Raw genomic sequence first — 19,610 nt, 5'->3', positions numbered from 1 at the left:
ACGTTAATTTGCTTGTTTTCGATGAAACCCCTAATTTACGATTTGTAATTTCGGCGGGACTTTGTGCGCAAAAACGAGGGACTTCGGAGACAAACTCCCGGGAGAAACATTTTTTAACGTATGGATTTGTAAGCAAAAGGGGTGGTTTTGCTTACAATCGAGTTTTTAACAAATGAAAAGGTGCGTGTACAAAATACACGGTGAGATCTTCAAATCGGGAAGGAATTGAAGATATCATCTCTTTATGCGAGGCTTGCCGAGTTATCAATTGCCGTCGGTTTCAACCGACGGTTAGAGAAGGCAAAATAAAATGGCTTTAGCCAAATGTGTAATATGTTTTGGCTAAAGCCATGAAGAAAAACATCCTTGATCCGTCGGTTGAAACCGACGGCAATCGAAGATCGGCCTTAGCCAATTGATAACTCAGCAAGCCTCGCATAAAGAATGAAAAACCTTCAATTCTTCCCAAATTTGAATATCCCTCACTCCTTTCTCCCTTCTCCCTTCTCCTTCAATTATTACATTAATTGAATCCCCCGTATCATCAAACCTTACCATACCTGAATTTTCAAATCTCATTTATCGTATGCGCCCAGGAAGGTCGGTTGAATTTCTTAAAAAGAAAAGGTTTATAAGCAGGATTATCGCTAACTTGCGGCCTTAATCCGAATTAAAAAGGCGATGTATGAAAGATTTCGTGCGCATTCTCCGGCGATTTGTGCCTCCTTATAAGAAGTTTCTGGGATGGAATATCTTCTTTAATATCCTGTCCGCTATCCTTAATCTCTTTTCCTTTGCTCTGATCATTCCGATCCTGAACATCCTGTTCCGGTTGGAAGAGAAGACCTATAGTTATATGGAATGGGTATTCAACCCGGGCTCTTGGGATGCTTGGAAAGCAACGGCGGAGGTGGTGAAGAATAATTTCTTCTGGTTCGTTTCCAATCTGATAGAGACCAAGGGGGGAACCTATGCCTTGATTATCCTGGGTGTTTTCCTGATTGTGATGACCTTCCTGAAGGTGACGGCTATGTATATGGCCTTCTTCACGATGATCCCGATCCGCACAGGCGTGGTGCGCGATATCCGCAACCAGATCAATCGCAAGATCACCCAATTGCCCCTCGCCTTTTTCTCCGAAGAGCGCAAAGGGGATATCATCGCCCGCGTATCGGGCGACGTGAACGAGATAGAGACGTCGATCATGAGCTCATTGGATATGCTTTTCAAGAATCCAATATTGATCCTGATCTATCTGATCGGTATGATCGTGATCAGTTGGCAGCTCACTATTTTCGTTTTAGTGTTATTGCCTGTGGCTGGTTACCTGATGGGGAAAGTGGGCAAAAGCCTTAAACGTAAATCCTTAGACGGGCAACAGCAATGGGGGCTGTTGATGAGTCAAATAGAGGAAACGCTGAGCGGACTGCGCATCATTAAGGCGTTTAATGCCGAACTGAAAATACAGGAACGGTTTAATAAGGCGAATGAGAAGTTTCGTTCGATCACCAACCGCATCTACCGTCGCCAGCAGATGGCGCATCCGATGAGTGAGTTTCTGGGCACGATTACGATTGTGATTGTCTTGTGGTATGGAGGCTCGTTGATCCTTTCTGCCAATAGCTCGATCGATGCTTCTACTTTTATCTATTACTTAGTGATATTCTATAGCATCATCAATCCCGCCAAAGACCTGACCAAAGCTACTTATGCTATTCAGAAAGGGCTTGCTTCGATGGAACGGGTAGATATGATCTTAGACGCCCAAACCGATATTCATGATCCGGAATCGCCTAAAGATATAATATTGACTGACCGTATTACTTACGAGAATGTCTGGTTTAAGTATCAGAACGAATGGGTATTGAAGGGTATTAACCTGGAAATTCCCAAAGGAAAGACGGTGGCCTTGGTCGGACAATCGGGCTCGGGCAAGAGCACCTTGGTCGATCTGTTGCCACGTTTCTATGATGTGACAAACGGAGGGATCCGCATCGATGAGACCGATGTACGGCAGGCTACGCTCTATGACCTGCGCAACCTGATGGGGAATGTCAATCAGGAGGCGATCCTGTTCAACGATACCTTCTTCAACAATATTGCCTTTGGCGTGGAAGGCGCTACGCGAGAGGAGGTCGAAGAGGCTGCCCGCATTGCCAATGCCCATGAGTTTATTATGGCGACCGAAGAGGGCTATGATACGAATATCGGCGATCGCGGTGGCAAGCTGTCGGGCGGACAACGCCAGCGCATCAGCATCGCCCGGGCGATTCTCAAAAATCCGCCGATTCTTATTCTCGACGAGGCCACCTCGGCACTCGACACCGAGTCGGAACGTTTAGTGCAAGAGGCATTGGAGAACCTGATGAAGAACCGAACTACGATCGTGATTGCGCATCGCCTTTCTACCATCCGCAACGCGGACAGGATCTGTGTGATGCACGAGGGCGAAATTGTAGAGAGTGGCCGCCACGACGAATTGATCGCATTGGATGGCTATTATAAGCGTCTTTGCGATATGCAAAGTTTTTAGGCTCATTTATTTTAAACAAATCATATGAAAAGACTTACTCCACTCTGTTTACTCCTGTCGGTGATTGTATTGACAGGGTGTGAAAAGCAAGTGAAACCAATACTCAGCTACCATTTCGATCAGCCGGCTCAACTATGGGAAGAGACATTTCCTTTGGGTAATGGGCGTATCGGCTTGATGCCTGATGGGGGTATAGAACAAGAATCTATTCTTCTGAATGAAATCTCGCTGTGGTCGGGAAGTATGCAAAATACCGATAATCCGGAGGCGATCAAATCCCTGCCGGAAATACGTCAACTATTGTTTGAAGGACGTAACGACGAAGCGCAGCAACTGATGTACGACACCTTTGTCTGTGGTGGGCAGGGTAGCGCCCATGGCAACGGAGCCTATGCCCCTTACGGAAGCTCGCAGCTTGTAGGCTATCTCAACCTTGATTTTTCCTATCCCGATGCGGGGGCTCCGGTTTCGGAATACCGGCGTTCGCTCAACCTCGAAGAGGCGGTCTCTACGTTATCATTTATGAAAGGTGATATCCGTTATAACCGGGAGTATTTTACCTCTTTCTCGGAAGATGTGGGCATCGTGCGACTCACGGCCGATCGGGAGAAGGCCTTGCGGTTTGGACTGAGTATGAATCGTCCTGAATGTGTCACGGTCACGACCGACGGCAGAGACCTCGTGTTGAAAGGACGCCTATCCGACGGTGTCGATACCTTGGAATACAAAGGTATGCCCTTTGAAGCGCGTGTCAGGGTATTGATGCCGCAGGGTGGAACCCTTACGCCGGCGGCCGACCGCCTGGAGATAGCCGATGCTACGGAAGTTATTCTGTTGGTGAGTATGGGCACCGATTATTTCAGAGAATATGATTTTATCAATCAGACCACCGCAATGCTCGATAGGGCGGAGGCTATGGCCTATCAGCCGTTGCGCGATTCGCATACGGAGAAGTATGCAGAACTCTTCGATCGGGTGGAGCTTGACCTGGGGCTCTCCGGACGGGAAGAGATGCCGATCGACGAACGCCTTTCTCGTTTTGCCGTTGACGGACAGGATGTTTCTCTGGCTACGCTCTATTTTCAGTTCGGACGCTATCTGTTGATCTCTTCTACCCGTCCGGGATTATTGCCGCCTAACCTGCAAGGACTCTGGACGAACAGGATCCGCACCCCCTGGAATGGCGATTATCATTTGAATATTAATCTGCAAATGAATCATTGGCCGGCCGAAGTAACCAACCTCTCGGAGTTGCATCTGCCGCTGGTTGAATGGACCAAACAACAGGTACGAAGCGGACGACGCACGGCCAAGGTGTTTTATAACGCGCGTGGCTGGGTGACGCATATCCTGGGGAATGTATGGGAGTTTACGGCGCCTGGCGAGCATCCCTCCTGGGGAGCTACCAATACGTCGGCGGCCTGGTTGTGCCAGCATCTGTATGAACATTATCTCTATACGCTCGACAAGGAGTACCTGACCGATGTCTATCCGGTCATGAAAGAGGCAGCCTTGTTTTTTGTCGATATGCTGGTGGAGGATCCGCGCAATGGTTACCTCGTGACCGCACCGACCACCTCGCCCGAAAATGCTTTTATCATGGAGAATGGACGACGGGTAAGTATTGTGGCCGGATCGACTATGGACAACCAGATCCTGCGCGAACTCTTTACCAACACCATAGAGGCGGCTTCGCTATTAAGGGTCGACGAAGAGTTTTCGAAAACGCTGAAGGCCAAACGCGAACGGTTGATGCCGACGACGATTGGCCCCGACGGGCGTATCATGGAATGGCTGGCTCCCTATAAAGAGGCGGAGCCCCAGCATCGCCACGTGTCGCACCTCTATGGCTTGCATCCGGGCAATGAGATATCTGTTCTGAAAACCCCTGAACTGGCGGAAGCCGCCCGTCGCTCGCTCGAGGCGCGGGGCGATAAGAGTACCGGTTGGTCGATGGCGTGGAAGATGAATTTCTGGGCACGTCTGCATGATGGCAACCATGCTTTCAAGCTTTTGACAGAGCTTTTGCAGCCTTGCGTCGACCGGGGCACGAATATGACCAACGGAGGGGGTACCTATCCGAATCTCTTCTGTGCGCATCCTCCTTTCCAGATCGATGGCAATTTTGGTGGTTGCGCGGGCATCGCGGAGATGTTATTGCAGAGCCAGTCGGGTCTGGTCGAGATACTTCCGGCATTGCCGACTGCCTGGCCTTCCGGCAGCTTCCGAGGACTGAAAGTAAGAGGCGGAGGTGAAGTTGCTGCCGAGTGGGCGGAAGGAAAGCTGACTACGGCCAGCCTGAAAGCCATTGTGTCTGGGCGGTTCGCGATTAAGATCCCGGCCGATTCCGAAAATCTGATCATCAAAAAGAATAATAAAATAGTCTCTATGTCTATTGTCGACTCCACGTTAACTATTGATCTGCAGGAGGGAGAAGAGGTAGTCCTATTGTTCTGACCTGTTTTTCGGATGCATTTTATCTTTGTGAAATGGGATAAAATCTTTTCAGAGTGGTTATCTTTGTTCCTCAATTAAAACGGAAAAGGTCTATGAAAAAGTATTTTTGCCTGTTTCTCCTGGTTTTTCTGCCGGCTGTATTATCTGCCGGGGAGCGGGGGCTTGGATCTATGGAAGAGGAGTACACATGCTCTCCTGTGAAGAATGGGAAAATATGTTATAGTGATGATGTTAGTCTGCGAACCATATCCAAAGGGCGCCTGTTTGCCATTATCAATGCTTGGGCGCATGATAACTATGGAACTGATTTTGTCTACTCCAATGTATCTGCCAATAAGAATAAGGGATCAATTTTGATCAGTTCCAAAGTGGAATTATGGTTGTCGGAGCGTGAGAGCACCATGATGAAGTTTCGGGTACGTATCCAGTGCTATGACAACCGGTATACAATTGATATCTCGGATATCTCCTATCAGTATAACCCGACTAAGGCTCGGAGCGTCAAGAGCTATCCGGCTGAAAGCGTGATCCTCAACGAAGGAAAAGGGAACCGGGTGGATATCATAAAGAACCCGTTATTGTTCTGTGAAGCTACCTATTACTTTGCGGATAAACTGATGGGACTGATCTACGACGAAGTGAAATAACGGGATCGATCCGCATGACTGAACCTACCGCTACCGCGCCATGAACAGGAAACCACTTTATATGTACACCTTCTGGGTGGTGCTTCTCCTGGTCTTGTTTGCCGGAAGCCTTGCCTACGGTTCGGTGGCAATTCCTATCGATGAGGTATTTTCTATTCTGTTCGGCAAGGAGTCGGAACGGGCTGCCTGGCAAAGTATTGTGTTGCAGGCTCGGTTACCGCAGGCTTGCACCGCCCTGTTGGCAGGCGCTTCATTGGCAACCAGCGGACTTTTGTTGCAGACGCTGTTCCGCAATCCCCTCGCCGGTCCTTCTATCTTAGGTATCAGTGACGGGGCAAACCTGGGCGTGGCGATCGTGATGCTCTACCTGGGTGGAAGCCTGAAGCAACTGACCGGTTGGACTACCGGCGGTTATATAGCGATTATCCTGGCTGCTTTCGCAGGCGCCTTTCTGGTATTGGCGATTATCATCTATTTTTCTTCTAAAGTGCGCAGCAATGTGATGCTATTGATTATCGGTATTATGGTGGGTTATCTGGCCTCCTCGGTGATCTCTATCCTGAATTATTACGCGGCAGCCGATAAGGTTCATACCTATGTGATGTGGGGCATGGGGAACTTCTCCGGCGTATCGGTAGATCAGTTGCCGGTCTTTGCTATCATATCCGGTGTTGGTTTGCTCTTTGCTATCATATTGATCAAGCCGTTGAATGCCTTGCTTCTGGGCGAACAATACGCGGCAAACCTGGGCATCAAGATCAAGCAGACGCGGGCATTGATCCTGATCTGTACCGGACTATTAACGGCTACGGCTACGGCTTTTTGTGGTCCAATCTCGTTTATCGGTTTGGCGGTGCCGCATATTGCCCGCTTGATGATCGGGTCGTCCAACCATAAGATGCTGGTGCCGGTCACCCTATTGGCGGGATCTTGCGTGGCTTTACTGTGCAATATGATGATGGTGGTGCCGGGATCGAATGCGATTCTTCCACTCAATGCCGTCACGCCTATCCTGGGCGCTCCGGTGATTATCTATGTGATCGTGAACCGTAAGAATATTCAGTATTTCAATTGAAGGTGATGAAACAGACGGCAGTCATAGAAACCATTGGCTTAAGCATCGGATATCGCCTGAAAGGCGGTCGCCGGAAGGTGGTGCATGAGGCATTGAACCTGCGGATGAATGCCCATGAGGTGACCTGTCTGCTCGGCTTGAATGGCGCCGGTAAATCCACGTTGTTGCGTACGCTCTGCGGTTTCCAGTCTCCTTTGCAAGGAGAGATACGCCTGTTGGGCAAGCCGCTTCAGGGCTATTCGCAAACAGATTTCTCCCTGACGGTGGGTGTTGTCTTGACAGAGAAGACGAATGCAGGCGGGATTACGGTGTACGACCTGGTCGCTTTGGGGCGGCATCCCTATACTGGTTTCTTCGGACGGTTGCGACCGTCGGATCATCGGATTGTGGAAGAGTCGCTGGAGGCAGTCGGCATTGCGCATAAACGGGAGAATTTTGTGTCCGAACTCAGCGATGGCGAGCGGCAAAAGGCAATGATCGCGAAGGCTTTGGCGCAGCAATGCCCTATTATCCTATTGGACGAACCGACTGCTTTTCTGGATGTAACCAGCCGTATCGAGACGATGACGCTGCTGCGCAGGTTAGCCAAAGAGCAGGGAAAATCCATTTTGTTGTCTACCCACGACCTGGATCTGGCCATTCAGATGGGCGATCGTCTCTGGTTGCAGGAGAAAGGGCGCCCGATGGCGTGTGGAACGCCTGAGGATCTGATCCTGAACCATTCGTTTGAATCTTTTTTCCGGAAGGAGGGTATTCTTTTTGACCCTTCAACCGGCAAGTTGCATACCGAACTACCTACGCATCCTGTTGGCGTGGCGGGCGATCCGCTTACGGCTTATTGGGTGGGGAACGCCTTGGTGCGCAACGGATATAAACCTTCTGCCGTGACAAAAGGCCAATTGAATATCGACTGTCTGTCGCCCGAAGATATCGTTCTCACCCATCCGGACGGACAGCGTGAAGAGGTGAAAAGCGTGGATCAACTACTGGTATCTATTTCGCACCTCCCGACTATTTCGTAACTTGCGGCCGCTTACGTATAGGGTACCGCCATGATTGAAACGAATCAGATAACACAACGACTCGAAACAGAAAAGATATCCCGTCTTTTACTGCGTTATGCCATTCCCGCTGTTATAGGAACAATGGTCAATGCCTTGTATAACATTGTCGACCGCATCTTTATCGGGCAGGGAGTAGGGGCGATGGCCATCTCCGGCTTGACGCTTACCTTTCCGATCCTTATCTTCCTGCAGGCGTTCGGTATGCTGGTCGGAGTCGGGGCGGCTACGCGCATCTCCATTTATTTGGGCCGTAAGGAGCATGATATGGCGGAGAAGGTATTGGGTAATGCCCTGACCCTGACGGTTCTTTTCTCCCTGTTGACGATCGTTCCCTGTTTGATCTGGATGGATGAACTGTTGATTGCTTTTGGCGGAAGTGAACAAACCATCCCGTATGCCAAGGATTATCTATACATCGCTATTCCGGGAAATATCTTTGCTCCCCTGAATTTTAATTTCAGCAGCGTTATGCGTGCTTCGGGTTATCCGAAGAAATCGATGACGGCTATGCTGATTGGTGCCTTTTTGAATGTAGTCCTGGATGCTATTTTCATCTTTGGCTTCGATATGGGCATACGCGGAGCTGCCATTGCGACGGTTATCTCTATGCTGGTCAGCTCCGTTTTCGTAATGAGCCACTTCCTGAACAAGAACTCGTTGGTGCATTTCCGTCCCCATACCTTCCGACTTCAGATGCCGGTTGTCTGGGGTATTCTGTCGATAGGTATGTCGCCCTTCACCATGCAGCTGGCTGCCAGCTTAGTGAATGTCATTATGAATCATTCCCTCAAGACCTATGGGGGCGACCTGGCCATCGGGGCAAACGGTATCATCTCGAGCATAGGTATGCTGTTGATTATGCTGACGATGGGTGTTGCCCAGGGTATGCAGCCTATTGTCGGCTATAATTGGGGAGCAGGCCACCGGAAGCGGGTGATGGAGACCCTGCGTTTGGTCATTATCACTGCCACTATTATTACCGGAACGGGCTTCCTTTGCAGTACCCTCTTCCCCGAAACACTGGTGCGAGCTTTTACCAATGATGCCGAGATGACCGCCATCTCGAGCAATGGATTGCGTTTGTCGCTGTTGTTATTCCTGCCTGTCGGTTCTCAGGTGGCTATTACCCAGTTCTTCCAGAGCATTGGCGTTGCCTGGAAAGCAATGTTTCTGAGTCTGAGTCGCCAGGTGCTCTTTCTGATACCGGTATTGCTTTTGTTGCCTCCGTTTTTGGGATTGGATGGGGTATGGCTGGCGGGGCCGCTGTCTGACCTGGCCGCTGTGACAACGGCTTGGCTACTCCTTTGGCATCATATAAAAAGGCATTAAGGTTTTTCCATTCCTTAATGCCCTCTTTATTCTTTATTGCTCTACACCTTCGGCTAAGCGATTTCCGCTTCGCTCCAATTCTTCATTTACTTTGAAACATGCACGCGCTGTGTCGGCGGCAATTCGCTTTCCCGGCGTTCAACCTGTTCGACCACCTGTTCGGCCAATTGTCGGAAGGCATTGCCCGTCATGCTGTCGGGATTGAGCGCCACGGGCTCACCCTGATCGCCGCCTTCGCATATACTCTGCACAATAGGTATTTGTCCCAGCAGAGGAACCTGCAGCTCTTCCGCCAGGCGTTTGCCGCCCTCTTTGCCAAAGAGATAATACTTATTCTCCGGCAACTCCGCCGGTGTGAACCACGCCATATTTTCGATCAATCCCAACACGGGCACACCCACCTTCTCGCCCTGGAACATACTGATTCCTTTGCGGGCATCGGCCAGAGCCACCTCCTGCGGAGTCGTAACCACCACTGCGCCGGTAATCGCCAGGGTTTGTACCATTGTTAGGTGAATATCGCTGGTGCCCGGGGGTAGGTCGATCAGGAAGTAGTCCAGTTCTCCCCAGTTGGCATCGCCGATAAGCTGCTTCAACGCGTTGCTTGCCATCGCTCCACGCCAGAGTACAGCGTCTTCTTTATTGACAAAGAAACCGATGGAAAGCAATTTGACGCCATAGTTTTCGGCCGGTTCGATCAGTTCGCGCCCGCCGACTTCAACCATATAGGGGCGTGCCTCCTCGACCTGAAACATTTTAGGCTGTGAAGGACCGAAGATATCGGCATCAAGCAGTCCTACTTTATAACCCAAGCCAGCCAGGGCAACGGCTAAATTGGCTGCCACCGTGCTTTTGCCTACCCCTCCCTTTCCGGAAGAAACGGCAATGATATGTTTCACCTGCGGAAGCAGTTTGTCCGGCTCCGGACGTTGCAGTTGACGGCTGACCACGCTGATGTTTCCTTTGATATCAACCTCCTCGCCCACGTATGCCAGGATAGCCGATTCGGCAGCCTTTACTACCGATTTGATAAACGGGTCGTTCGGTCTGTCGAACAGGAGCGAGAAGCTTACTTTATTACCATCGATGCGGATATCATCTTCCACCATGCCGGCGGAAACCAGGTCTTTGCCTGTACCCGGATAGCGCACTTTGCTGAGCGTATCCAGTATTAATTGCGGATAGAGAGTCATATTATTACTGTGTTTTTTATTCCTATTGTTTTACTTGCCCGAAGCCAACGCGCTCCGTTTACTGCGGTTGAAGCTCCGGTAACTGTCATATTCTATTTCAACATCCGGCTCGATGAGTGTCGCCCTTTCTTCACAAACAAACTGGGTATAGGTGATGTTAAGCCCACGGTCGAGCCATTGTTGCTCGTAATAGGTCTGGATAGACAGGATGGCATCGTCAGCGAAGTCGGAATGATAGAGGTCGTCTGTTGCGAAAAGCAGGGGATAGTTGTTTGCCTTGACCATCTCTTGCGTATAAGTGTACATGAATTGGCTGTCGGTTTTCAGGTGAATAATCCCTTTTTCAGCCAATACCTCGCGGTAGAGTTTCATAAAACGGGTGGAAGTCAACCGCTTGTTTACCTTCTTCATCTGCGGATCAGGGAAGGTAAGCCATATCTCGGCCACTTCGCCCGGTGCGAAGAAATGGGTAAGCAGTTCGATATGGGTACGCAGAAAAGCCACATTTGTCATGCCGGCTTCCAACGATTCCTTGGCACCGCTCCACATACGGGCGCCTTTGATATCGATTCCAATGAAATTCTTATCCGGAAAGAGGCGTCCCAGGCCGACCGTATATTCGCCTTTGCCGCATCCCAGTTCCAGGACAATAGGCTTGTCGTTCTTGAAAAACAACTCGTTCCAGCGCCCTTTCATCTCAAAGCCTTCCTCCTGCAACCGGCCGAAAGGATATTCAAATACATGCGGATAACCCGCCATGTCGTCAAATTTTGCCAATTTATTTTTTCCCATGGTGCAAAGATAGTGAAAGTCGAATCAAGAGCCAAGCTCGCAACATAATCCATTGCGTAACTGTTTTTTTTGTAGCTTTGTATTTGAAAGTGTGCATTATTAACTAAAATACTAAGAATATGTCAAAGAAGATTTTATGGATTGCGATTCCGGTCATACTGGTAATCGTAGTGTTTATGTGGGGAAAAGGGGTGTATAACAATATGGTTACGCAAGAAGAACAGGTGAAAACCGCCTGGAGCCAGGTGGAAAACCAATACCAGCGTCGCCTGGATCTGATCCCCAATCTGGTGAATACCGTCAAAGGCTATGCCAGCCACGAACAGGAAACGCTCGAAGGCGTGGTGAATGCGCGTGCAGCAGCTACACAGACCAAGATCGATCCGAACAACCTGACCCCAGAGACTTTAGAAAAATTCCAATCGACTCAAAGCGAATTAAGCAGTGCTCTGTCGCGTTTGATGGTGGTAGTCGAACGCTATCCCGAATTGAAAGCCAACCAGAACTTCCTGGAACTACAGGCTCAACTGGAAGGAACAGAAAACCGTATTGCCGTAGAACGCCAACGTTTCAACGAAACGGCGCAGGGTTATAACACGAATATCCGTCGTTTCCCGAATAATATATTTGCCGGCATGTTTGGCTTCTTCCCCAAAGCCTATTTCTCGGCTGAGACGGGTGCCGAAAAAGCCCCTGTGGTACAATTCTAAAACGACCGATGAATAAGACAAGGCTCATATCCTTTATCCTGTTATTGGTATTGTCGTTGCCTGTTGCTATGGCAACCGACTATACGGTAAAAACGGTTCCCAACACCAAATTGACCGATCGTAATAGCTATGTGAGCAATCCGGACGAGATCCTTTCCGCGACGGATGTGCAGGCTATCAATCGCACCTTGCGACAATTGGAAGACAGCCTGGGGGTAGAGGTGGCTGTTGTTGCGTTGGAAAGCATCGGCGGGAACGATGCCCGCCAGTTTGCTACCGACCTGTTCAAGGAATGGGGGATAGGGAAGAAGGGAGAGGACAACGGGTTGTTGATACAACTAATCACCGAACCGGCGCAACGATCCGTTGTTTTTGAAACGGGCTACGGGCTGGAGGGCGTATTGCCCGATGCGATATGCAAGCGCATCCAGCAGCAATATATGATGGACGATCTGCGTGCGGGTGAGTATAGTGCCGGCCTATTGAACGGTGTGATGGCTGTGCGCGACTATCTGTTGGCCAGCGATCTGGAGCGTAGCGAGATGGTAGGTGGCGATGAGGAGGATTTGGGCGAGATGTTTCTCGTTATCTTTCTCATTTTTGTATTTCCGCTGTTGATCCTTGTCTTTGCTGTGTTTGCCTATGCGTGGAAGCGGCGCAGACGTACCTGTCCGCGTTGTGGAAAGAAAACACTCCGGTATGTGAAGCGGGAAACCCTGCGAGCGGCTACCTATCAGGCGGCAGGATTAGCAGTCGATGTCTACCGTTGTTCCAATTGCGGGCATTCCGAAAACGAGAACCATACGATCAGCCGGTTGCATCGCAGCTCCGGACCCATCATCGTGGGTGGAGGAAGCGGCGGCTTCGGCGGCAGCCGTGGGGGCGGTTTTGGCGGTGGTGGTGGCTCCTGGGGCGGCGGACGCTCTGGTGGTGGCGGATCAATCAGTAGGTTTTAGCCTACCTCATAAATAACAACTCCCTATATTTCGGCAACGGCCACATCTGGTTGTCGACCATCAGTTCCAGGTGGTCGATATGGTCGCGTATTTCATCCAGGTAAGGGGCTACCGTGTCATGGTAGGCAATCGCCTTCTCGCGATGATCGGTGATCCGGTTAGCACACTTACGCGCCTCTACCATCTCATCAACCAGTTTGGTCACCGCGCATATATGCTGGGCAATCTTGCGAGTCAGTCGTTGCGGTTCGGCAGACAATTCTTTGTATTCCGCTTCATCGAATGTCTCTTTCAGGCGGGTAAGATTTTCTAATAAGACTGTTTGGTAGCGTATCACCACCGGAATGATATGGTTGAGCGATAGGTCGCCCAATACGCGGGCTTCGATCTGTACCTTTTTAATATACATTTCCCATTTCACCTCGTTGCGGGCTTCCAGTTCTTTTTGCATCATCACGCCCGTCTCTTCGAACATACGCACAGTTTCGGGGCGGAGGTAGGCGTCATATTGCTTGGGCACGCTGCTTTCGCAGTCCAGTCCGCGTTTGCCAGCCTCTTCCACCCATTCGTCGCTGTATCCGTTGCCGTCGAAGCGGATCGGTTTCGATTCTTTCAGGTATCCTTTCAATACTTCGAAAATGGCCACCTCTTTGCTCTCGCCTTTTTTACGACGCGCCTCCACATCTTTTACAAACTGATTGAGCTGCCAGGCAACGGCCGAGTTGAGCGCCAGCATCGGGCTGCCGCAGTTGGCCGACGAACCCGGCGCGCGGAATTCAAACCGGTTACCGGTGAAGGCAAACGGCGAGGTACGGTTGCGGTCGGTATTGTCGAGCAATAGTTCGGGTATCTGCCCGAATCCCAGCGAGAGGCGTTTCTTCTTGTCGACCACAATGGCGTCTTCAATCGAACTATTTTCGAATTTATCAAGGATTTCACTGATCTGTTTGCCTAAGAACGACGAGATAATAGCCGGAGGCGCCTCGTTGGCTCCCAGGCGATAGGCGTTGGAGGCCGAAGCGATACTGGCCTTCAACAGTCCGTTGTATTTGTAGACCGCCATCAGCGTATTCACCACAAAGGTGATAAACTGCAGGTTGTCTTCCCGGTCTTTACCCGGCGACAGCAGGTTGATGCCTGTATCGGTTGCCATCGACCAGTTGCAATGCTTGCCCGATCCGTTTACGCCCATGAAAGGTTTCTCATGAAGCAGTACCCGGAAATTATGATGGCGGGCAATACGTTTCATCACCGACATCAACAATTGGTTATGGTCGTTTGCCAGATTACATTCTTCATATATAGGCGCCAACTCAAACTGATTGGGTGCCACTTCGTTATGGCGTGTCTTCACCGGAATACCCAGCTTGTAACATTCCACCTCCAGGTCTTTCATAAACTCCTGTACACGTGTCGGGATAGAACCGAAATAGTGATCGTCGAGCTGTTGGTTTTTCGCACTTTCGTGTCCCAGCAGCGTACGCTCGGTCAGCGATAGGTCGGGGCGTGCCGAATAGAGGTCTTCGTCGACTAAGAAGTATTCCTGTTCCCAGCCAAGGAAGGTGGTTACCTTCCGGACATCTTCGTTGAAATAATGGCACACCTGGATGGCGGCCTTATTGAGTGCCTCCACCGAACGGATCAATGGCGTCTTATAGTCGAGCGCTTCTCCGGTATAGGCTATAAATACGGTTGGAATACAAAGAGTGTCGTCTACGATAAAAGCAGGCGAGGAAGGATCCCAGGCGGAATAACCCCGCGCTTCGAAGGTGTTGCGCAATCCGCCGCTGGGGAAGCTCGAAGCATCGGGTTCCTGCTGCACTAATAGTTTGCCGCTGAACTCTTCGATCATGCCTCCGTTGCCATCAAGTTCCACAAAGGCGTCGTGCTTTTCAGCCGTTCCGTCGGTCAATGGCTGGAACCAGTGGGTATAATGTGTAACTCCCCGCTCCAACGCCCACATGCGCATACCGGCCGCTACGTGGTTGGCAATTTCCCGGTCGATTGGTGTACCCTGGTCGATGGATCGTGTCAAGGCGCCGTAGGTCTCTTTCGAAAGATATTTCTTTTGCGCTTTGCGGTTGAAAACTTTACATCCGTAGTATTCAGACACTTTTTGGTCGGGAGTGACCGCTGGAACAGGCTTGCGGTTGGACGCCTTTTCGACAGCTAAAAAACGGGAAGTTGACATATTCCTTTTGTATTGAATGTTTAACCGATGCAAAGTAACAAAATAATTATGGAATATAGCGTCGGCTCAGGCGATTAGTATTCGTCTTTTGTCTATATTATAATTCCCATATACAAGGTGATTGGCAGGCCTGTATTCGTTTAAAAGAGGGTTATATATTGGTTTTGCTTGGGACTTTGTTACTCAAGAAACACAAGAATAGGATTATCGTCCGGTACTTTAATCGTAAACTCCTGTCCTTTTGCATAGAAAACACACAAAAGAGAAATAATTAGAACGAATTGTTTCATGGTCATATAAGGCATGTCGGACAGTAGTGATTTTTAATCTTTAAATCGTAATAAAAATAATAAATCGTTTTCCTCTTCGTCCATATCCTGAACGATTTCTTTCAATCGTCCGTTAAGCTTTCCTTCATCTAAAGCGTCCTTTAAGGTAACCACATCATATTGTAAAACGCCTACCTGTGCATTTCTTGTGGTGGTTATAACGCTTGGAGTGAATGCAATTTCATCTTGAAACTCATCAAATACAATCTTTTGTTGGTATATACTACCATCTCGTTTGTCTCTTACTAATTGATTGTATTTGAAAGGGAGCTGCAATGTTATGGTTTGGATGAACTCATAACATCCACCTTCAAACAAGGTGTTTAGATAGGTCTTTTGCTGATCGTTCATAGAAGGCGATCGTGCGAAAACAGGTTCCAGGGGTTGGTCTTTTCGATAATAAAACATCGTGTCGGTCTCTTGGTGATATAGTAAAAAACCATCTCGATAATTGATAATATTATTTTTTCTTGCCGGCACTATTCCGATAGATGATTCTATTACACCAAGGGCTATATCAAAATTCTCTGGAACCAAGATATATTCCATAACAAGACCATTCTGCTTAGATATACGACAAAACGGGTGTTCAAATGAATTTCCAATAGATTCCACTTTCTCACTCCCTTTTGCTTCAGCTTGAATGTTCCGGATTCTATAATTATTTTTTGCACCATCATATAACAAAAGTGAATTTTCATCACAATCGAACAAAACACCCAACGAGGCATCCGAAGGCAAAGAGAAAACCCGTTTACATTCACCCACAGACGAATAGACAAAAAGTTTCTTCTTTGATGCGTCCAATACGAAAAGTTCATTTTTTGCCTCATCATAGACAGCAGATGTGGCAGCTATATATTCCTCCGGTCCATTCCCACGACGGTTAAATTTAGATTTTAGTTTCCCATCATATGTAAAAAATAAATAGTCGTATGTTCGATGACTATAAATAACAATTGTCTGATCTGTTATACAGGCAACAAAACCGCCAAACAAACTCTCATTACTCCGTTCAAACCGCACATACGAAACATCGGCTATCTCACGCAAATCGATCTCTTTTGCTGAATAATCTTTGCTAATGTCGATCGATATCACATTTTTTTCTCCCTTTTCTATTACACAGCCGATTAAAAGTGTACAAAAAATGAAGAAAAATACTCGTTTTATTGTAGTTGAAACCATTTTTATTTTTTATCGTTTAAAATATTAAACATTTTTCAATACTACTCTTTGTTGCTCTTAGCAACTCGTATACTCTCCTATGGCGAATATAGCAATTTTGTATCTACATATTATATAATTATAGAAATAAAACAAGAAAATCAGGTAATTAGAGTGACGAAATGACGAAGTCGTGGGGATGTTTCCCCTTTTTTGCATGTCTCTTTCGTGGCTATTGCCGTGAACGGCGACCTTCGGTTTATCCAAAGTCCAGGAGGAGTTTAATTTGAGTCAATCCCTTGAGCCGTTTTTGTAAAGCAGAGTGCGTGAACGAATGTTAAACTGCTCGTTTTCGATGAAACCCTCAATTTACGATTTGTAATTTCGACAGGACTTTGCGCGCAAAAAAGCGGGACTTTGGAGAGAAACTCCCGGGAGAAACACTTTTTAACGTATGGATTTGTAAGCAAAAGGGGGTGTTTGCTTACAATCGAGTTTTTAACAATTCGGGAGGAAGAGCACCTCTCCCCCTGCCCCCTCTCCACAAAAGAGGGGAATAGTTAGTGATTTCTTCAAAGAGGAAAGAAATTGAAGATTTTCATTTATGTGGCTGAAGGCTACCGTAGGCCTGCAAGGCCGAGTTCCGGAGGAACGAAGACTTAGCCCAGGGTGGCCTTCGGCCATTTATCTCTACAGACCTTCAATTATTACATTATTCGCAGATCTTCGCAAACACTTAGAAATTCATTATTTTAGGAGATAGTAGTTATATGAACCACTTTGTTTTATATTGCTCTACTTTATTTGGGCAATAATGATGATAGGGTTATCATCTTCCTGGATATCTTGCAATCGACCTTTGTATTTGGGCGCAATCTTGTCACGATATTCGACTAATTCTTCCGGGTCAATCTGAGCGATAACCTCTTTATTCTTGTTTATGTATTTGGGGTAAAAACCTACAGGAATGCCATCGATCAGATATCTGGGCTTCTTAAAGTCGGAAGTTGATGAGATATACGCCTGCTTGCTCTTTTTATCATAATAGCCGGTATGAACAGATACGTTTTTCCCAGTCACAAATCCCGACAACCCGGTTGTTTCCGTGAAATAGGAAAAGCAAAAGAACACAAACGAATCAGATTCATTCACAAAATTTATAAGGTACTTCTCTTTGTTGTAATCAGCATCATTCTGATGATAATAAGAGGGTTGTTTGTTGCCTAAGTCAAAAACAATATGAGGCGACATATTTTCTTCAGTGACGCAAAAAACGGTATCGTTGTAATTGTATTCTTTAAAAAAGTTCTGTCCGTTGAAAGAATAAAACAGCCCGTTATTATAGGGATATGAAGTAGAGCCTTCTCTCTTATACTCCATGTAGTTAGGATATTTTTTAAGGACATTCCCTTCCTTGTCGTAGAGAACGAGCCGGGTTTTATCCTTCCCGCTTCGGTTGTTGCAGTAACTCATATACATCCCTTCCTGTAAAAGCCAAGGAGCATAGGCTACGAAACTTTCTTCATTATTCCCCGGCAAGGGTCTCCTGATGGTTGATGCCACCTTATTTGTTTCTATATCGATACATTTCCATACTTCTGCCTGGGGGCTATCGGTTGCAAATAATATATTATGTTCCTCGTCAAGGCCGTAACTGTGATATATCCAGCCGGCATATTCATCAGGTCCCTGTCCCAATCCACTCACTTCACGGATAAAAGCACCTGTCTTTCTGTCAAACAGATAGGTCTTCTGCAGGAAAGCTGTGGCAATGATATATTTATCAGTCACATAATAGGCTGTTTTCTGTGTGTTTAAAAGGGCATCTTTATGTGTTTCCAAGGGAATAATTTCAATCTCTTCGAAGATATTTTCTGCCTTTACCTGTCCAAACTTTGCCTTCGCCAAGCTTATGTGAATCAGATCTTGTGCCTGTAAAGGGAAAGACAACACGGACAAAATGATGGAAAACAAAAACAATTTCATATTTATTATGGATTTATTAATTGTTCATTTTTTTAGTTTTGTCAAAACTAATACCTGATTGTCATCCGGAGATATATCTTTCAACTCTCCTGCTGATCCCTGTTCAGTGACTTCCTCAGGATAAACAGATTCAATAAAATAATCGTCCTGATTGATGCTTGCCAAATATTGCGGCAAAAAAGGGATGCCTCCATCAATGTCATTATGGATTCCTGCTTTTATGGAACTACCCATTTCTTCATTCAAGAACAGACCGTTTACTTTATCGTAGATGCATATATATGATTTTGTGTCTTTCTTGTAGTATATGTATAGAATGTTTTTTGTTTCAAACACGGTATGCATCCGTATACAATTGGCGTCTCTTTCAATGATGTTTTTTTCAGTAGTTAGGCGGTAGCTCCCTTTAGACCAGACAAAATGAGGTAAGTTGTTTCTGTCGCTGATCCGATAAATCGTATCGCTGTAATGATTCCAATAACCGACAAAATCACTATTCCTGTAAGCATAATTCCCTCGGTAGTTAAATCCTTCTCCTTCAAAGTGAATTTCAGTGTTTTCTTTTTCAAACAATACATTCCCATTTAAATCGATCACTGTCCACAAATGAGGTATTTTTTGCCTGGATGCAGCCACAAGAGGTATTAAAAACAAATTGCCCTCTCTGTAAATAGTTTTAATGTGTCCTCCTTCTGTTTTTATGGAGCCCATATATTCTCCTTCAAAAGAAAATATTTTGATATATGGAAAATCTCTCAAATAGATCCTTTTTGTCTGATTGTCAGTTGTAAAGTCGATACTGTTGTTGTATTCAGACGGGCCATTTCCAATACCGCCTATCTTCTTTATATAATCTCCGCTATAATCAAAAACCAAAAGTCCCTGATCCGTACCGACAAAGACGAATTCGTTAGACAATTCCACGTTGTATATCGAACCGAAAATCACATCTGAAGACAACTTTATATAGTTAATTTCATCCACATAGTCAGAAAGTTTAAGATTGCTATGTGTGAATTTTCCCGGATCAATTGTTATCATGTCGTCACTTGGTGTTTGCTTACATGAAAACAAACCGAGAAAAAGGAGAATAAGAGATATACTCAGAATATACTTCATCATGTTAGATAATATTAAAATCACCTCACCTTTCGTATCGTTCTAATACTTATGGTATGTGG

14 protein-coding genes are annotated in these 19,610 nt (G+C 47.1%); 8 read left to right on the top strand and 6 right to left on the bottom strand.

All coding sequences use genetic code 11. The features are described from left to right. Positions 1–685 precede the first annotated feature (685 nt). From M2137_RS10785 to M2137_RS10760, 6 genes are all read left to right on the top strand, one after another. Positions 686–2,533 (top strand): ABC transporter ATP-binding protein, encoded by a 1,848-nt coding sequence (locus tag M2137_RS10785; protein WP_280766449.1) that lies wholly within the window; start codon positions 686–688, stop codon positions 2,531–2,533. Positions 2,534–2,557: 24 nt separating this feature from the next. Further along, positions 2,558–4,990, top strand: coding sequence for a glycoside hydrolase family 95 protein (locus M2137_RS10780; protein ID WP_280766448.1), 2,433 nt, complete (start codon positions 2,558–2,560; stop codon positions 4,988–4,990). Positions 4,991–5,082: 92 nt separating this feature from the next. Beyond that, positions 5,083–5,637, top strand: coding sequence for a DUF4468 domain-containing protein (locus tag M2137_RS10775; protein WP_280766447.1), 555 nt, complete (start codon positions 5,083–5,085; stop codon positions 5,635–5,637). 40 nt (positions 5,638–5,677) lie between these two features. After that, positions 5,678–6,712 (top strand): iron ABC transporter permease, encoded by a 1,035-nt coding sequence (locus tag M2137_RS10770; RefSeq protein ID WP_280766446.1) that lies wholly within the window; start codon positions 5,678–5,680, stop codon positions 6,710–6,712. A 5-nt stretch (positions 6,713–6,717) separates the two neighbouring features. After that, on the top strand, positions 6,718–7,734 hold the full coding sequence (locus tag M2137_RS10765) for an ABC transporter ATP-binding protein (RefSeq protein WP_280766445.1): 1,017 nt from the start codon (positions 6,718–6,720) through the stop codon (positions 7,732–7,734). Between the two features lie 30 nt (positions 7,735–7,764). Next, positions 7,765–9,105 carry an MATE family efflux transporter gene (locus tag M2137_RS10760; protein ID WP_280766444.1) on the top strand — a complete coding sequence of 447 codons (1,341 nt, stop codon included), beginning with the start codon at positions 7,765–7,767 and terminating at the stop codon, positions 9,103–9,105. A gap of 86 nt (positions 9,106–9,191) precedes the next feature. Here M2137_RS10760 and M2137_RS10755 read toward each other — a convergent pair whose 3' ends face one another. Continuing rightward, positions 9,192–10,298 (bottom strand): Mrp/NBP35 family ATP-binding protein, encoded by a 1,107-nt coding sequence (locus M2137_RS10755; protein WP_280766443.1) that lies wholly within the window; start codon positions 10,296–10,298, stop codon positions 9,192–9,194. 30 nt (positions 10,299–10,328) lie between these two features. After that, positions 10,329–11,090, bottom strand: coding sequence for a tRNA (guanosine(46)-N7)-methyltransferase TrmB (gene trmB / locus M2137_RS10750; RefSeq protein WP_280766442.1), 762 nt, complete (start codon positions 11,088–11,090; stop codon positions 10,329–10,331). 119 nt (positions 11,091–11,209) lie between these two features. On the opposite strand from trmB, the gene M2137_RS10745 reads away from it, so the two are divergent. Further along, positions 11,210–11,800, top strand: a complete 591-nt coding sequence (locus tag M2137_RS10745; protein WP_280766441.1) for a LemA family protein — start codon at positions 11,210–11,212, stop codon at positions 11,798–11,800. Positions 11,801–11,808: 8 nt separating this feature from the next. Continuing rightward, entirely contained in the window at positions 11,809–12,756 is a 948-nt protein-coding gene (locus tag M2137_RS10740; protein ID WP_280766440.1) for a TPM domain-containing protein, read from the top strand. Position 12,757: 1 nt separating this feature from the next. Here M2137_RS10740 and M2137_RS10735 read toward each other — a convergent pair whose 3' ends face one another. The 4 genes from M2137_RS10735 to M2137_RS10720 form a co-directional block, all read right to left on the bottom strand. Continuing rightward, entirely contained in the window at positions 12,758–14,947 is a 2,190-nt protein-coding gene (locus M2137_RS10735; RefSeq protein WP_280766439.1) for a glutamine synthetase III, read from the bottom strand. Between the two features lie 323 nt (positions 14,948–15,270). After that, positions 15,271–16,464, bottom strand: coding sequence for a 6-bladed beta-propeller (locus M2137_RS10730; RefSeq protein ID WP_280766438.1), 1,194 nt, complete (start codon positions 16,462–16,464; stop codon positions 15,271–15,273). A 774-nt stretch (positions 16,465–17,238) separates the two neighbouring features. Then, positions 17,239–18,429 carry a 6-bladed beta-propeller gene (locus tag M2137_RS10725; RefSeq protein ID WP_280766437.1) on the bottom strand — a complete coding sequence of 397 codons (1,191 nt, stop codon included), beginning with the start codon at positions 18,427–18,429 and terminating at the stop codon, positions 17,239–17,241. Between the two features lie 24 nt (positions 18,430–18,453). Next, a complete protein-coding gene (locus M2137_RS10720; RefSeq protein ID WP_280766436.1) occupies positions 18,454–19,470 on the bottom strand; it encodes a 6-bladed beta-propeller in 1,017 nt (338 codons plus the stop codon). Positions 19,471–19,610 lie beyond the last annotated feature (140 nt).

Origin of the sequence: Parabacteroides sp. PFB2-10 (genome assembly GCF_029893085.1) — a bacterium.
Taxonomy (GTDB): domain Bacteria; phylum Bacteroidota; class Bacteroidia; order Bacteroidales; family Tannerellaceae; genus QVMG01.
Note: the sequence above shows the minus strand (reverse complement) of the source record. Positions and strands in the feature narration are given on the sequence as shown.

Bases quoted from the DNA above. Each gene is read 5' to 3' on its own strand.
- M2137_RS10785 (WP_280766449.1), top strand. From the start codon at position 686: ATGAAAGATTTCGTGCGCATTCTCCGGCGATTTGTGCCTCCTTATAAG.
- M2137_RS10780 (WP_280766448.1), top strand. From the start codon at position 2,558: ATGAAAAGACTTACTCCACTCTGTTTACTCCTGTCGGTGATTGTATTG.
- M2137_RS10775 (WP_280766447.1), top strand. From the start codon at position 5,083: ATGAAAAAGTATTTTTGCCTGTTTCTCCTGGTTTTTCTGCCGGCTGTA.
- M2137_RS10770 (WP_280766446.1), top strand. From the start codon at position 5,678: ATGAACAGGAAACCACTTTATATGTACACCTTCTGGGTGGTGCTTCTC.
- M2137_RS10765 (WP_280766445.1), top strand. From the start codon at position 6,718: ATGAAACAGACGGCAGTCATAGAAACCATTGGCTTAAGCATCGGATAT.
- M2137_RS10760 (WP_280766444.1), top strand. From the start codon at position 7,765: ATGATTGAAACGAATCAGATAACACAACGACTCGAAACAGAAAAGATA.
- M2137_RS10755 (WP_280766443.1), bottom strand. From the start codon at position 10,298: ATGACTCTCTATCCGCAATTAATACTGGATACGCTCAGCAAAGTGCGC.
- trmB (WP_280766442.1), bottom strand. From the start codon at position 11,090: ATGGGAAAAAATAAATTGGCAAAATTTGACGACATGGCGGGTTATCCG.
- M2137_RS10745 (WP_280766441.1), top strand. From the start codon at position 11,210: ATGTCAAAGAAGATTTTATGGATTGCGATTCCGGTCATACTGGTAATC.
- M2137_RS10740 (WP_280766440.1), top strand. From the start codon at position 11,809: ATGAATAAGACAAGGCTCATATCCTTTATCCTGTTATTGGTATTGTCG.
- M2137_RS10735 (WP_280766439.1), bottom strand. From the start codon at position 14,947: ATGTCAACTTCCCGTTTTTTAGCTGTCGAAAAGGCGTCCAACCGCAAG.
- M2137_RS10730 (WP_280766438.1), bottom strand. From the start codon at position 16,464: ATGGTTTCAACTACAATAAAACGAGTATTTTTCTTCATTTTTTGTACA.
- M2137_RS10725 (WP_280766437.1), bottom strand. From the start codon at position 18,429: ATGAAATTGTTTTTGTTTTCCATCATTTTGTCCGTGTTGTCTTTCCCT.
- M2137_RS10720 (WP_280766436.1), bottom strand. From the start codon at position 19,470: ATGATAACAATTGATCCGGGAAAATTCACACATAGCAATCTTAAACTT.